We start from the raw sequence: 13,766 nt of genomic DNA, 5'->3' as shown, positions 1-13,766 counted from the left end.
GCGTCATTTCCCTTCGAAAGTGGCCTTGCCGGGCCCGTTTTCGATGAACGACTTCATGCCGTTCTGCTGGTCTTCGGTCGCCCAGAGGGCGGCGAACAGGTGCGACTCGAGCTTGAGCCCGTTCGCGAGGTCGGTGTCGAGGCCGCCGTCGATGGCCGCCTTCGCCGCGCGCAGCGCCACGGCCGGGCCGGTGGCGAACTGCGCCGCCCACTTGTGGGCCGCCGCGTAGACGTCGTCCGGCGCGACGACCTGGTCGACGATCCCGAGAGCAAGTGCTTCCTCGGCCTTGACGAACCGTCCGGTGTAGACGATGTCCTTGGTCTTGCTCGGCCCGATCAGCCGGGCCAGGCGCTGGGTGCCGCCCGCACCGGGGATGACGCCGAGCTGGATCTCCGGCTGGCCGACCTTGACGTTGTCGCCCGCGACCCGCCAGTCCGCGGTGAGCGCCAGCTCGAGGCCGCCGCCGAGGGCGTAGCCGGTGATGGCCGCGACGACCGGCTTCGGGATGTTCGCGATGGCCGCGAGGGTGCCGGTGAGGGTCGCGCCGAACTTCGCGATCTCCGGGTAGGTGCGGGTGGCCATCTCCTTGATGTCCGCGCCGCCCGCGAAGGTCTTCTCGCCGCCGTAGAGGATCACCGCGCGGACCTCGTCACGCTCGGCGGCTTCCTTCGCCAGCTCGGCGAGCTCGGCGGTGACCTGGGCGTTCAGGGCGTTGACCGGCGGCCGGTCGAGCCGGATGGTGCCGACCCCGTCCTTGACCTCGAGGGTTACGAACTCTCCCACGCCATTCCTCCTCGTTGACGGACTGCCAGCAGGCTACCGGTCGGTAGGGGCAGCCTAGCGGCGGCGGGCGAAGAAGCGATCGCCGGAGCGCTCCAGGACGAGGTCCTGGTCGAAGGTCTTCGAGAGGTTTTCGCTGGTGATGACGTCGTCGACCAGGCCGGAGACCACCGCGTGGCCGTCACGCAGCAGCAGCGCGTGGGTGAAGCCCGGCGGGATCTCCTCGACGTGGTGGGTGACCAGCACGATGGCCGGCGCGTCGGGGTCCATCGCCAGGTCGGACAGCCGGGCGACCAGGTCCTCGCGGCCGCCCAGGTCGAGCCCCGCGGCGGGCTCGTCGAGCAGCAGCATCTCCGGGTCGGTCATCAGCGACCGGGCGATCAGCGCGCGCTTGCGCTCGCCTTCGGACAGCGTGCCGAAGGTGCGCTCGGCGAGCTGCCCGATGCCCATCGCGTCGAGGAGTTCGGTCGCACGGGCGGTGTCGAGGGTGTCGTATTCCTCACGCCAGCGGCCGAGCACCGCGTAGCCGGCGCTGACCACGACGTCCTTGACCAGCTCGTCGCCCGGGACGCGCTGGGCGATGGCGGCCGAGGTGAACCCGATGCGGGGACGCAGGTCGAAGATGTTGACCCGGCCGATCCGCTCGCCGAGCAGGTCGACCTCGCCGGTGGTCGGGTGCAGTTCGGCCGCGGCGAGGCGCAGCAGGGTGGTCTTGCCCGCGCCGTTCGGCCCGAGCACCACCCAGCGCTCGTCCAGTTCCACGGTCCAGTCGAGGCCGGCGAGGAGGTCGTTGGTCCCCCGGCGGACGCCGACACCGGCCATCCGGACCACGAGGTCGTCAAGTTCGCTGGGCTGGATCGGCTCGCTCACGAGGCCCATTCTGTCTGCCGTCGCGCGCGCGTGCGCACCCGCCCGGGTGAGACGGCGAACGAGCAGGTCGGCGCACGTCCACGACGTGGAACGGTGCACGCCGGAAGTACCGCGCGCGACAGCGCTGTGGCAGCATCGCGGGTATGTCAGCCGACGCGCCCGCCACCCCGGTCACCCGGGGCTCGTTCTGGCGCCGTCGCACCATCGACCTGCTCCTCGTCGCTTCGGCCGGGTGTACGCGGGCGCGGCTCCGCTGATCCCTCGCGTCCGCTGACGCGTGCGGCGTCGCGCTGCCCCGGCCGTCCCGATCACCTTCGCGTCCGAGGAGCACCTCCGTTGACCACGTCCCTGGTTCGTCCGCCCGCCGAGATCCACCCGCAGCTCACCGACCCGCTGCTGCCCGAGCTGCTGCACCCTTCGCGGCTGCTCTGGACACCGCGTGAGCTGGCCGAACTGACCACCACCGTCACCACCGAGCTGACCGCGGGCCTGCGGGGCATCCTGCGGTTCGACGAGGACCGCCGCTGGTGGGCGCGGCTGGCGCTGACCGACGGCGTCGAGCTGTGGCTGCTGTCGTGGCTGCCCGGCCAGTCCACGAAGCCGCACGACCACGGTGGTGCGTCCGGCTCGTTCACCGTCCTGCAGGGTGAACTCGGCGAGGAGTACCGCTACCCCGGCGGCCCGATCCGGCGCCGGACGCACGTCGCCGGCCAGGGTCTCGGCTTCGGCGCCGGCCGCGCGCACCAGGTCACCGGCCTCGGCGACGAGCCCGCGGCGAGCGTCCACGCGTATTCGCCGCCGCTGGTGGCGACGCGGGAGTACGCCACGCTCGCCGACGTCCCGGCGGAAATCCCGCCGCTGCCCGCTATCGTCCGGTCATGAGCGCTGTCGACTCGCTGCTGGCCTCCGCCCGGTCCGGCTTGGACCGGGTGACGCCCGCCCGGGCCCGCGAACTGCAGGAGGCGGGGGCCCTGCTGGTCGACATCCGGCCGCTGGCGAACCGCGAGACCGAGGGCGAGATCCCGGGCGCGGTGATCGTCGAGCGGATCCACCTGGAGTGGCGGCTGGCGCCGGACAGCGAGTGGCGGCTGCCTTCGGTGACACCCGACGCGACGGTGATCGTGGTGTGCAACGAGGGCTATTCGTCGAGCCTGGCGGCCGCCGACCTGCAGCGGCTCGGCCTGCCCGGCGCGACCGACCTCGACGGCGGGTTCCGCGCGTGGGCCGCCGCCGGCCTGCCCGTGCAGGCAGGCGGCAGCCCGGCGGTGCCTTAGCAGCCCCCGTTTTCCACGCTACCGAAGGGGACCGACAGGTTTTTCGGCCGACACTGTTCAGCCGGCCAGCGCCGGGGCGATGTGCTTCGTGAACAGGTCGATGCCGGACCGGTCGTACGCGGCTTCCGGGAAGTTCAAGATCGCGTACGCCATGCCGCGCTTGCCCAGTGCGGCGAGGTGCTCGGCGACCTGCTCCGGCGTGCCGACCGTCGGGCCGCTCGCGAAGGTGGCGACCGCGCGCTCGGCCTCCTCCGCCGGGACGTACTTCTCGTAGTGCGCCTTCAGCCAGGCCATCTTCTCCCGGACGTCCTGATCGGTCTCTCCGAGGACGACGCTGAGGTTGCCCGAGCGCACGATCGCGTCGAAGTCGGTGCCGACGTCCTTGCAGTGCGCCGCGAGGATCTCCGACTTGCGGGTGAAGGTCTCCGGTTCGGGGTAGAAGTTCGTGTACCGCGCGTACTTCGCGGCGATCCGGAGCGTCTTCTTCTCGCCGCCGCCGGCGATCCACAGCGGGATGCCGCCTTCCTGCGGCGGCAGCGGGCGGAGGATCGCACCGGCGGTCCGGTAGTGCTTGCCGTCCAAAGTGGACGTTCCGGTCATCCAGAGGTCACGCATGATCCGGACGCCCTCGTCGAGCTGGCCGAGCCGCTCGCCGGCGGACGGGAAGCCGTAGCCGTAGGCCCGCCACTCGTGCTCGTACCACCCGGCGCCGATGCCCATTTCGACCCGGCCGCCGGAGATGAGATCGGCGGTCGCGGCGACCTTCGCCAGGTAGGCGGGGTTGCGGTAGCCCATGCAGGTGCACATCTGCCCGAGCCGGATGGTCTCCGTCGCGGCGGCGAACGCCGAGATCAGCGACCAGGCCTCGTGCGTGGCCTCCTCGGTGGGGACGGGCACGGTGTGGAAGTGGTCGTAGACCCAGATCGATTCGAAGGGGCCCGCCTCCGCGTGTTTCGCGAGGCCGAGCATGGTCTTCCAGTGGTCCGCGGGGTCGATGCCGGCCAGGTCCAGCCGCCAGCCCTGCGGGACGAACATTCCGAAGCGCATGCCTACAACTTAGCTTCGCTCAGCGTTGGGCGCGGCGTGATTTCCCGGCTGGAGCAGCGCCAGTTCAGGACAGCCGCGCGAAGAACTCCAAGATGGCGTCGGAGAGGTCCTGCACGTACCGCGGGTCGCCGAACCGCGGCACCGGCGCGTCCTGCCGGCCGGCCATCGGCGCGCGCCGCGGCGCCTCGACCGCCGCAACCGCAGGGGCGACGAGCTCGGGCACCGTCCGGCGGATCGCTTCGAACTCACCCGTGGCCGCCCGCCACGCCGACTCGAGCTGCTCGGCGGCCTCGACCCTCTGCTGCTCCAGCCGGGCGAGAGAGTCGGACGCGGTCTCGAAGTGCCGTCGCCCAGCCAGCTCGACGAGGATCTGGACGTAGCTCTCGGTCGCCCCCGCCGCCGTCTCGTAGGCCCCGGCACCCAGCCGGCACTGCTTGACCAGCCGGTCGCGCAGTTCTCCGTAGGCGTCGGCGGCGCGGCCGGCCCAGCCCTCGGGCGCCACCGACCGCAGGTCCGAAGCCAGGTCTTCGAGCATGGCGGCGATATCGCCCAGCCGGACCGCTTCGTCCTGCAGCAGCTTGATCGTCCCGGGCGACCAGGTCTGTTCCGTCGTCATGGCTCCTCGATCAGCCCGCCGCACGGGGCTCGGGGGCGATCCGCTCCAGCCGGTCGCGGACTTCATCCTGGTGCTCCGCGTAGCGGCGGGCTGCGGTGTCCAGGCGTTCGCCGAGCTCCCGGGCGTCTTCGAGAAGGCGCCCGACCGCGGCGGCCGATGCGCGTTGCAGGTCTTTCAGCGCCGCGGTGAGCAGCACGTCCCCGACGAGCTCGGGACGGGCCGAATAGCGCAGAGCCGCGCGACCGGCGGACTCCTTCGTCACCGCGCCCAGCCGGATCGCGGCGGCGCGCAGCAGCTCGGGATCGGCTTCGAAACCGCTCATCGGGAACAGGTCCTTTGTCGTCAGCGGCGCACGGCGATCAGGCCGGCGAGCACGGAAGGCGGAAGGGCGAGCGACTCGGCGGTCCCGCTGCCCCGGCGGCGGCTCGGGTTGACCAGGATGCCGGCAGGCTCCGGCCGGACGAGGGCGGCGCCGACCAGTTCACTCCCTTTGCGGACGACTTCGGCCGACCACGGCGCCCCCGCGGCCGCGCGATACAAGCTCAGCCGGTCCGGGGTGTCGAAGACGCAGACCCACGACCCCCGTTCCTCGAGCGTGACCACCATCGGATCACCGTCCCGATCCGCCGGCGTCAACCAGGAACGGAGAGCGAAGGCGCGGAGGAAATGGTCGACATCCGCCCGCGGATCGACCAGCGTCGCCGGGTCGCTTTCGCGCGGGCCGGACTCGCCGATCGCCGCGCGCGGTTCAAACCGCTGTTCCGCCGCGCGGACTTCGGCCAGGTCGAGCCTCGTTTGCGGACTGGTCAAGCTTTTCGCCAGCAGCTTCTGGAATGGCTCGAGCCGCCGGTCGCAAGTCCGCGGTGAAGGGCCGTCGGACAAGCTCTTGAGCCGATCCCCCTTGTTTCCCGCCAAGGCCCGGTCGTCCGTGTTGTACGCGGTCCGGACGATCGCCTCCAGCTTGGGTCGGTTCAACTGGTCGAGCACGGCCTCGAGGCGCAGGAACACGATCGCGGCCACCCGCGACGGCGGGTCGTCGTCGGCAATGTGCCAGATGCGCCGCAGTTCGGGGCCCAGATCGCCGTGGAGGTCGAGGCGCCGGACCCCGTCTCCCTTCTGCAAGCCCGCGGCGGCGTCGACGGCACGACCGACCGCGGAAGCGGGCAGCACGCCGCCGTTCCCGGACCGATCCGTGCTGATCATGGTGCCCCCCCTGCCCCTCAATGGAGTGAACATCATAAAGGACCGTTTGGCCTTTTGCGCACCGCGTGTTCACTTCGGCGGACACGTTCGGCAAATCGCCCCTACCTGCGGTTTTGCCAAATTGTGGACAGTTTCCGGACGGACGCGTACCGGTTCCGCCGTGACAGATTTTCTCGCCACGACAAACCGTACGTCCGTTCCATGACATGTTTCTGGCCGAAAGCGCTGATCACGGGCACGGAATGGCGGCGCGTGCCTACCGTGGTTCTCGAGAGCCGCACCGCGAGCGGCCCACGGATCCGGGAGAAACCATGGAAAACACGCTGATCGTCCTCGTCACCGCACTCGCCTTCCTGGCGGGCGGCCTGACCGCCACGATGGCCGCCACGTGGTGGTCCAGGCACCGGCACGACGAGGTGCGCCGCGAACCACCGCGTGAGGATGCCGCGTGCCGGCGATCGAACAGTTGCTGCTGTACCCCGGTGCGCCGATGAATGACGCCTGACGCCGCCCCGGGACGGGTGGCGTCAGGCCAGCACGACCCGCGCCAGCTCCGCCGGCGTCGCCAGCAGCCCGTGCTTCGGCAGCACCCGGACCGTGTACCCGATCGCCCCCGGCCGCGGCAGCTTCACGCGGGCCGCGAACGCCCCGATCCCGTCGCCGGTCATCGGGACCGTCACCGGGTCGCGGAGCTCGTCGTCGTCGGCCACGCGGCCGACCACCGCCTGGATGTCCACTTCGGACGGGTCGAGGCCGGCCAGGTCGATGCGGGCCCTGATCGTCACCTCGGTGCCCACCACCAGGGGCTCGGTCGCCTCCACCAGCAGCTCCGAGTCGAAGATCCGCAGTCGTGGCCACGACACCTCGAGCTTCGTGCGGTAGTCCGCCAGCGACAGCGCCCCGCGGTAGCCGTCGCCGGTGGCGGCCGCGACCGTGCGGGAGGCCGGGAGGTAGCCGTTCTCCACGTACTCGCGGACCATCCGGGACGCCTGCACCCGCGGGCCGAGAGTCTCCAGCGTGTGCCACACCATCGACAGCCAGCCCGTGGGCACGCCGTCCGGCGAGCGGTCGTAGAACAGCGGCGCGATCTGCTGGCCGAGCAGCTCGTACAGCGCCGCGGCCTCGAGGTCGTCGCGGCGCAGCGGGTCGGCGACGCCGTCGGCGGTCGGGATCGCCCAGCCGTTGCTGCCGTCGTAGCACTCGTCCCACCAGCCGTCGCGGATCGACAGGTTGAGCCCGCCGTTCAGCGCCGACTTCATCCCCGACGTCCCGCACGCCTCCAGCGGCCGCACCGGGTTGTTCAGCCAGACGTCGCAGCCCCGGTAGAGGTAGCGGGCCATCGACATGTCGTAGTCGGGCAGGAAGACGATGCGGTGCCGCACGTCCGCGCCGTCGACGAACCGGACGATCTGCTGGATCAGCTGCTTGCCGTTTTCGTCGGCCGGGTGCGACTTGCCGGCGACGACGACCTGGATCGGCCGCTGTTCGTGCAGCAGCAGCGTCCGCAGCCGGTCGGGGTCGCGCAGCATCAGCGTCAGCCGCTTGTACGTCGGGACGCGGCGGGCGAACCCGACGGTCAGCACGTCGGGGTCGAAGACCGAGTCCACCCAGCCCAGTTCCAGCGGGGAAGCGCCGCGCTGCAGCCACGCCGCGCGCACCCGGCGCCGCACCTCGTGCACCAGCTTCTCGCGCAGCTCGCGGCGCAGCTCCCACAGCTGGGCGTCGGAGACACCGTCGCGCAGCGGCCCTTCGCCGACGTCGAGGCCCCATTCGCGCCCGAGCAGCGTGCTCAGTTCACGGGCCACCCACGTCGGGCCGTGGACGCCGTTCGTCACCGACGAGATCGGCACCTCGTCGTGGTCGAACCCGGGCCACAGCCGGGAGAACATCTTGCGCGTGACCCGCCCGTGCAGCTGCGAGACGCCGTTCGCGCGCTGCGCCAGCCGCAGGCCCATGTGCGCCATGTTGAACAGGCCGGGGTTGTCCTCGGCGCCGAGCGCGAGCACGCGCCGCGGGTCGATGTCCGGCACCAGGCGCCCGTCGTTGAAGTAGCGCTGCACCAGGTCCACCGGGAACCGGTCGATGCCCGCGCTGACCGGGGTGTGCGTGGTGAACAGCGTCCCGGCGCGGACCGCGGGCATGGCCTCGTCGAACGCGAGCCCGTCGGCCTGGACGATCTCGCGGGCGCGTTCCAAGCCGAGGAAGCCCGCGTGTCCCTCGTTCGTGTGGAACACCATCGGCTGCGGGTGCCCGGTGATCTCGCAGTACTTCCGGACCGCGCGGAACCCGCCGATGCCGGCCAGGATCTCCTGCCGCAGCCGGTGGTCGGCGTCGCCGCCGTAGAGCCGGTCGGTGACGCCGCGCAGGTCTTCGTCGTTGGCCTCGGTGTCGGTGTCGAGCAGCAGCAGCGGCACGCGCCCGACGCGGGCCTGCCAGATCTGCGCGCACAGGTCGCGCCCGCCCGGCATCGCGACGCCGATCAGCACCGGCCGGCCGCCCACGGTCAGCAGTTCCAGCGGGAAGGCGTTCGGGTCGATCACCGGGTAGTGCTCGACCTGCCAGCCGTCGAGCGACAGCGACTGCCGGAAGTAGCCGTTGCGGTAGAGCAGCCCGACGCCGACCATCGGCACGCCCAGGTCGGACGCGGCCTTGAGGTGGTCGCCGGCCAGCACGCCGAGGCCGCCGGAGTAGTTCGGCAGCGCTTCGGTGACGCCGAACTCCATCGAGAAGTAGGCCACCGCCGGCGGCAGTTCGGGGTCGTCGCGCTGCTGGTACCAGCGCGGCTCCGACAGGTACTTCTCCAGGTCGTCGGCCGCTTCGCGCGCCCGGGCGAGGAAGCCGTCGTCGACCGCGAGCTCGTCGAGCCGGGCCGGCGGCAGCGCGGTGAGCATCCGCAGCGGGTCGCGCACGGCGTTGAAGAGCTCGGCGTCCATCGACGCGAACAGGTCGCGCGTCGGCGGGTGCCACGTCCAGCGCAGGTTGGTGGCCAGCGCGCCCAGGCCGGACAGCGAATCCGGGAGGCTGGCGCGGACGGTGAACCGGCGGACTGCACGCATGGGAAGCGACGATATCGGGCCGCGGGCCGCGCTGCGCAGGGAGGAGTTCGGGGATTACGTGCACGCCCCGCGTATGCCCTGGGTATGGTCCTGCCCGTCGGGTACGGGTGGGCACGAGAGCGAGTTGGACACAGATGATCCCAGGGGGAGGACGGCGGGCGCTGGTCGCGCTGCTGGCCGTCGCGGCGGTCGCCGTGAGCGGGTGCAACAGCAAGGGCGGCGCGAGCGGAGACCCGGCCAAGGACACCGGCGCGGGCTCGGTCTCCGGGCTGCCGGTGACGCACTTCGAGAGCGGCCTCAAGCCGGACGCGCCGACGCCGAGCCTGAACGTCCGCAACGCCGAAGGCGGCGAGGACGACAAGCTCGCCACGGCCGCGATCGACGACGTCCAGACCTACTGGGGCGAAATGCTGCCGGCGAACTTCGGCCAGCAGTTCGAGCCGGTCAAGTCCCTGCTGTCCTACGACGCGCAGACCGACACCGAGAAGACCGGCTGCGGCAGCGTGAAGAAGCTCGTGAACGCGTTCTACTGCCCGGTCGACGACTCGGTGGCGTGGGACCGCGGCGTGCTGCTGCCGATGCTGCGCCAGCGGTTCGGCCCGATGTCGGTGGTCGTGGTGCTCGCGCACGAGTTCGGCCACGCCGTCCAGTACCGGCTCGGCGACAAGGCGGGGATCGCCAAGAACACCCCGACCGTGGTCAAGGAGCAGCAGGCCGACTGCTTCGCCGGCGGCTACTTCCGCTGGGTCGCCGAGGACAAGAGCAAGTACTACCGCGTCTCGACGTCCGAAGGCCTGAACCAGGTGATGGCGTCGATGTTCCTGATCCGCGACCAGGCGGGCACCAGCGCCGCCGACAAGGGCGCGCACGGCACGGCGTTCGACCGCACGTACGCCTTCCAGGCCGGGTTCGAGAAGGGCCCCAAGGAGTGCGCGGGGATGACGACCGACAACGTCAAGGCCCGGCTCACCGAGCGCCCGTTCGACAAGGGTGACCAGGGCAAGGGCGACGCGAAGTTCACCGCGCAGACCATCGCGCTGCTGAAGAAGAGCCTCGACGAGGCCTTCGCGGGCGCCAAGGTGACCGCGCCCGAGATCACCGACGGCGGCAGCTGCCAGACCACGCCGCCGGCGTCGTACTGCCCGGCGGACAACACGGTCAGCATCGACCTGGCCAAGCTCGCCCAGCTGGCCCAGCCGATCGACCGCGACGCCGAGATGAAGGGCGAGGACCCGGGCGGCATGGGTGACTTCGCGGCGTTCTCGGAGGTCGCGGCGCGCTACGCGCTGGGCATCCAGAAGGGCGTCGGCGCGTCGATCGACAACGCGAACGCGGGCCTGCGCACGGCCTGCCTGGTGGGCGCCTGGGCGGCGTTCACCAACCGCCCGGGCGACCTGCGGCTGTCGGCGGGCGACCTCGACGAGGCCATCGCGGACCTGCTGCAGCCGGAGAGCCTGGTGTCGGCGGACGTCAACGGGAAGCGCCCGGACAGCGGTTTCGACCGGGTCGAGGCGCTGCGTCGCGGGTATCTCGAGGGCTCGTCGGTCTGTTCCAAGCAGTACGCCTGAGCGCTTCGTGAAAAGGGCCCCCACCGCGGTGGGGGCCCTTTTCCGCGGCTTCTAGAAGAGGGCGCTCGCGAGGTCGCGGCGGGCCTTCATCACCCGGTCGTCGGCCGGGTCGAACAGGTCGAACAGGGCCACCAGGTGCTCGCGGACCTTGTTGCGGTCCTCGCCCGCCGTCCGGCGGACCGCGTCGATCAGGCGCTTGAAGCCCGCCTCGACGTTGTTTTCGGCGATCTCCAGGTCGGCCGCGTCGAGCTGGGCCCCCAGGTCCGACGGGTCGGCGTCCGCCTTGGCGCGCGCATCCGGGTCGGCGCTTTCGGCACGGGCGGTGAACTTGACCTGGGCCAGGGCGTTCTTCGCCAGCTCGTTCGCCGGTTCGACGTCGAGGATGCGCTCGTACGCGGCCTGGGCGGCGGCGAAGTCGCCCCGCTCGAAGGCCTCTTCCGCCTCGGTGAAGCGCGGGTCCTCCGGCTCTTCGACCGGGCCGCCGGCCGCCTCCGCGTCGCGGATGCCGGGCAGCTTGTCGCGCAGGGCGTCCAGGAGCGAGGTGATCCACTTGCGGATCTCGGGTTCGGGCAGCGCGCCGGAGAAGGCGTCGACCGGCTGGCCGCCGGCGATCGCGACGATCGTCGGGATGGACTGCGCGCCGAACAGCTGCGCGATCCGCGGGTTGGCGTCGACGTCGACCTTCGCGACGACCCACGCGCCACCGGACTCGGCGGCCATCCGCTCCAGGACCGGGGACAGCTGCTTGCACGGGCCGCACCACTCGGCCCACAGGTCGACGACCACGAGCTGGTGCAGGGACCGCTCCACGACCTCGGCCTGGAAAGTGGCCTCGGTGACATCGATCACGGCCTCGCCCGAGGCGGGCCGCGGCGGCCCATCGCCACCGGCCGGGCCGGCGGGCGGGGCCGGCTGCCGTTGCGCCGCTTCGGCACGGGCCTTGAGCGCGGACAGGTCGACCGCGCCGGAGAGGGCGGCGGACAGGGCCGCTGACTTCGCTGCAGATCCGCGTGGTTGTGTCACGGTTCCATCCTGGCACGCGCACCGGAGAAGTTTCACCGGTCCCCGGCCTGCAACGGCCCACGCCGACCGACGGCGGCCCGCGTCGGGAGTTTCGGCACGCGCCGCGGTTCGGCGGCGGCCGCCGAGGTTGGGGCTCGGCGGGCGATCTCCGGGGCTCGGGTCAGGCCTCGCCGGGTTCGCCCCCGGCTGAAGCGGCACCGACGGCCCGGGTTCCGGCTCGGGCAGGCGGCCTCCGGCGGCTGCCCGAGCCGCGCGGAGCGGGTTTCGGCGCACGCCTGGAGTTCGGCTCCGGCGCCGGCCGCCCGACTTCCAGCTCGGGCGGCAACCTCCGGGGCTCGGGCCGGCCTCGCCCGAGCTCGCCCCCTGGCCGAAGCAGCACCAGCCGCCCGGCTTCCAGCTCGGCAGGCAACCTCCGGGGCTCGGGCCAAGCCTCGCCGGGCTCGCCTCCGACCGAAGCAGCACCAGCCGCCCGGGTTCCAGCTCGGCAGGCGGCCTCCGGCGGCTCCCCGAGCCGCGCGGAGTGGGGTTCGGCACCTCCCCGGCCCGTCGCTTGGCAGGACGGCACCGCTGGGGCAGGCTCGGCGGGTGCACATCCGGCGTGACGTCAAGGTGGGTCTCTCGATCGCCGCCGCCGTTGTCTGGGTCGGGGCGGTGACACTGCTCATCGTGCACGAACCGGACCCGGGCGCGGCCACCCCGGCCGAGCTGCGCGACCGGCTCGCGTCGGCGCTCTCCGGCCACGACGCCGACGCCTTCGCCGGCCTCCTCGACTACCCCGGCTCGGGCGGGGACGACTTCGCGAAGGACTACGTCTCGGTGCTGGCCGACCGCGGGGTCCACGCCGTGCGCGTGGACCTGGGCCCGGACGCGGCCGCCCCGACCCGCGCGACGGTCTCCGGCGAGCTCGGCGACGGTCAGCCGTTCAGCTACCCGCTGACGGTGACGAGTGAAGACGGCCGCTGGACGGTCGCCTTCACCCCGCCCCTCCCCTGATCGGCCGGTACGTCAGGCGTCGCGCAGGTGGGCTTCGATCCGGTCCACCTTGGCTTCGAGCTGACCGGAGAAGCCCGGCCGGATGTCCGCCTTCAGGACCAGGCCGACGCGGGCCGAACCTTCGCCCGCGGCCTCGACCGCGCGCTTGACGACGTCCATCACCTCGTCCCAGGACTCGCCTTCGATGTTCGTGAACATCGCGTTGGTCGAGTTGGGGAGGCCGGACTCGCGGACGACCTTCACCGCGCGGGCCACGGCTTCGCTCACCCCGCCGTCGGGGTCCCCGCCGGACGGGCTCACGCTGAACGCGACGATCATGCTCGGAAGTCCCTTCTTCGGTGGTCATTTCCGCCAGTCGTGCGACACCCGCCGGTACCCGCTGGTAACTTCGCGTGTCATGAACCGTCCGCTGCCGTTCGACCCGATCGCCCGCGCGGCCCGGATCTGGGAGGACCGCATCGGGCCCTCCGGGACCATGGCCGCGGTGACCGGGGTGATGCGGGTCCAGCAGATCATCCAGTCCGCGGTGGACGGCGCGCTCAAGCCGCACGGCTTGACCTTCGCCCGGTACGAAGCGCTGGTGCTGCTCACCTTCGCCCGCAGCGCCAGCCTGCCGATGCGGGTGATGGGCGAGCGGCTCCAGCTGCACCCCACCAGTGTCACCAACATAGTGGACCGCCTGGAGCGCGACGGGCTGGTGAAGCGGGTCCCGCACCCGACGGACCGCCGCACGACGCTGGTGGAGATCACCGACGAGGGCCGCAAGCGCCGCGAAGCCGCGACCGAAGCCGTCACCGCCATCGACTTCGGGCTGAGCGGGCTGACCGAGCGGCAGACCGAGCAGCTGACGGACCTGCTGACCAAGGTGCGCCGCGCCGCCGGGGACTTCAGCGAGTAAACGCTCGACAGCAGAAAGGGCCCGCACTCGGAAGAGCGCGAGCCTTTCTCACGTCTTGGGAATCAGGCGGCGACGGGTTCCTTCACCTGGAACAGGCCGACACCACCGTGGGACAGCCGCTGCGGGCCGTCGAGCTTGCCGTTGCGCAGCGCCCACTTCTCGAACAGCCACGTGAACAGCGGCGGGATGCTGGCCAGCAGCGCCAGGACCAGCGTCTTCGGGCGCCAGCCGAGCGGCTTCGCCACGGACAGGGAGACGACCAGGTAGAGGACGAAGATCACGCCGTGCACCATGCCGAGGACGGGCACGCCGCCCTCGTGAGAGGAGTGGACGACGTACTTGAGGAACATCCCGACCAGCAGCCCGGCCCAGGAAAGGGCTTCGGCTACTGCGGCCACGCGGAACACTAGAGCGGCCTTGCTGGACACTTCTTCCTCC

Annotated in this window: 16 protein-coding genes; 6 read left to right on the top strand and 10 right to left on the bottom strand. The window is 71.7% G+C overall.

All coding sequences use genetic code 11. The annotated features are described in order from the left end of the window. Window positions 1-3: 3 nt before the first annotated feature. Both QRY02_RS45815 and QRY02_RS45810 read right to left on the bottom strand, forming a co-directional pair. Window positions 4-783 (bottom strand): enoyl-CoA hydratase/isomerase family protein, encoded by a 780-nt coding sequence (locus QRY02_RS45815; protein ID WP_285988932.1) that lies wholly within the window; start codon window positions 781-783, stop codon window positions 4-6. Window positions 784-837: 54 nt separating this feature from the next. Further along, entirely contained in the window at window positions 838-1,659 is an 822-nt protein-coding gene (locus tag QRY02_RS45810; protein WP_285988931.1) for an ABC transporter ATP-binding protein, read from the bottom strand. Between the two features lie 327 nt (window positions 1,660-1,986). On the opposite strand from QRY02_RS45810, the gene QRY02_RS45805 reads away from it, so the two are divergent. Beyond that, complete coding sequence (locus QRY02_RS45805) at window positions 1,987-2,532, top strand: cysteine dioxygenase (RefSeq protein ID WP_285988930.1); 546 nt, start codon at window positions 1,987-1,989, stop codon at window positions 2,530-2,532. Then, on the top strand, window positions 2,529-2,924 hold the full coding sequence (locus tag QRY02_RS45800) for a rhodanese-like domain-containing protein (protein ID WP_285988929.1): 396 nt from the start codon (window positions 2,529-2,531) through the stop codon (window positions 2,922-2,924). Before QRY02_RS45805 ends, QRY02_RS45800 begins: the two co-directional genes overlap by 4 nt. Window positions 2,925-2,981: 57 nt before the next feature. Here QRY02_RS45800 and QRY02_RS45795 read toward each other — a convergent pair whose 3' ends face one another. The 4 genes from QRY02_RS45795 to QRY02_RS45780 form a co-directional block, all read right to left on the bottom strand. Beyond that, window positions 2,982-3,971, bottom strand: coding sequence for an LLM class F420-dependent oxidoreductase (locus QRY02_RS45795; RefSeq protein WP_285988928.1), 990 nt, complete (start codon window positions 3,969-3,971; stop codon window positions 2,982-2,984). Window positions 3,972-4,035: 64 nt separating this feature from the next. Next, entirely contained in the window at window positions 4,036-4,587 is a 552-nt protein-coding gene (locus tag QRY02_RS45790; protein ID WP_285988927.1) for a putative T7SS-secreted protein, read from the bottom strand. Between the two features lie 10 nt (window positions 4,588-4,597). Then, window positions 4,598-4,909, bottom strand: coding sequence for a hypothetical protein (locus tag QRY02_RS45785; RefSeq protein ID WP_285988926.1), 312 nt, complete (start codon window positions 4,907-4,909; stop codon window positions 4,598-4,600). A gap of 20 nt (window positions 4,910-4,929) precedes the next feature. Continuing rightward, window positions 4,930-5,757 (bottom strand): hypothetical protein, encoded by an 828-nt coding sequence (locus QRY02_RS45780; protein ID WP_285988925.1) that lies wholly within the window; start codon window positions 5,755-5,757, stop codon window positions 4,930-4,932. Between the two features lie 344 nt (window positions 5,758-6,101). Between QRY02_RS45780 and QRY02_RS45775 the strand changes: the two genes are divergently transcribed. Then, a complete protein-coding gene (locus QRY02_RS45775) occupies window positions 6,102-6,284 on the top strand; it encodes a hypothetical protein (RefSeq protein WP_285988924.1) in 183 nt (60 codons plus the stop codon). A gap of 33 nt (window positions 6,285-6,317) precedes the next feature. Here QRY02_RS45775 and glgP read toward each other — a convergent pair whose 3' ends face one another. After that, entirely contained in the window at window positions 6,318-8,846 is a 2,529-nt protein-coding gene (gene glgP, locus QRY02_RS45770) for an alpha-glucan family phosphorylase (RefSeq protein WP_285988923.1), read from the bottom strand. Between the two features lie 134 nt (window positions 8,847-8,980). Here glgP and QRY02_RS45765 point away from each other — a divergent pair, with 134 nt between their 5' ends. Further along, window positions 8,981-10,414, top strand: a complete 1,434-nt coding sequence (locus QRY02_RS45765) for a neutral zinc metallopeptidase (RefSeq protein ID WP_285988922.1) — start codon at window positions 8,981-8,983, stop codon at window positions 10,412-10,414. Between the two features lie 51 nt (window positions 10,415-10,465). On the opposite strand, the gene QRY02_RS45760 is transcribed toward QRY02_RS45765, so the two are convergent. Continuing rightward, a complete protein-coding gene (locus tag QRY02_RS45760; RefSeq protein WP_285988921.1) occupies window positions 10,466-11,437 on the bottom strand; it encodes a tetratricopeptide repeat protein in 972 nt (323 codons plus the stop codon). A gap of 585 nt (window positions 11,438-12,022) precedes the next feature. On the opposite strand from QRY02_RS45760, the gene QRY02_RS45755 reads away from it, so the two are divergent. After that, window positions 12,023-12,430: a hypothetical protein gene (locus QRY02_RS45755; protein WP_285988920.1), complete on the top strand. Its 408-nt coding sequence runs from the start codon at window positions 12,023-12,025 to the stop codon at window positions 12,428-12,430. A 12-nt stretch (window positions 12,431-12,442) separates the two neighbouring features. On the opposite strand, the gene QRY02_RS45750 is transcribed toward QRY02_RS45755, so the two are convergent. After that, window positions 12,443-12,748 (bottom strand): thiamine-binding protein, encoded by a 306-nt coding sequence (locus QRY02_RS45750; RefSeq protein WP_285988919.1) that lies wholly within the window; start codon window positions 12,746-12,748, stop codon window positions 12,443-12,445. A gap of 79 nt (window positions 12,749-12,827) precedes the next feature. Between QRY02_RS45750 and QRY02_RS45745 the strand changes: the two genes are divergently transcribed. Next, complete coding sequence (locus tag QRY02_RS45745) at window positions 12,828-13,328, top strand: MarR family winged helix-turn-helix transcriptional regulator (RefSeq protein ID WP_004562932.1); 501 nt, start codon at window positions 12,828-12,830, stop codon at window positions 13,326-13,328. A 62-nt stretch (window positions 13,329-13,390) separates the two neighbouring features. On the opposite strand, the gene QRY02_RS45740 is transcribed toward QRY02_RS45745, so the two are convergent. After that, entirely contained in the window at window positions 13,391-13,756 is a 366-nt protein-coding gene (locus QRY02_RS45740; RefSeq protein WP_093950657.1) for a DUF3817 domain-containing protein, read from the bottom strand. Window positions 13,757-13,766: the final 10 nt, after the last annotated feature.

The organism is Amycolatopsis sp. DG1A-15b, assembly GCF_030285645.1.
Taxonomy (GTDB): domain Bacteria; phylum Actinomycetota; class Actinomycetes; order Mycobacteriales; family Pseudonocardiaceae; genus Amycolatopsis.
Note: the sequence above shows the minus strand (reverse complement) of the source record. Positions and strands in the feature narration are given on the sequence as shown.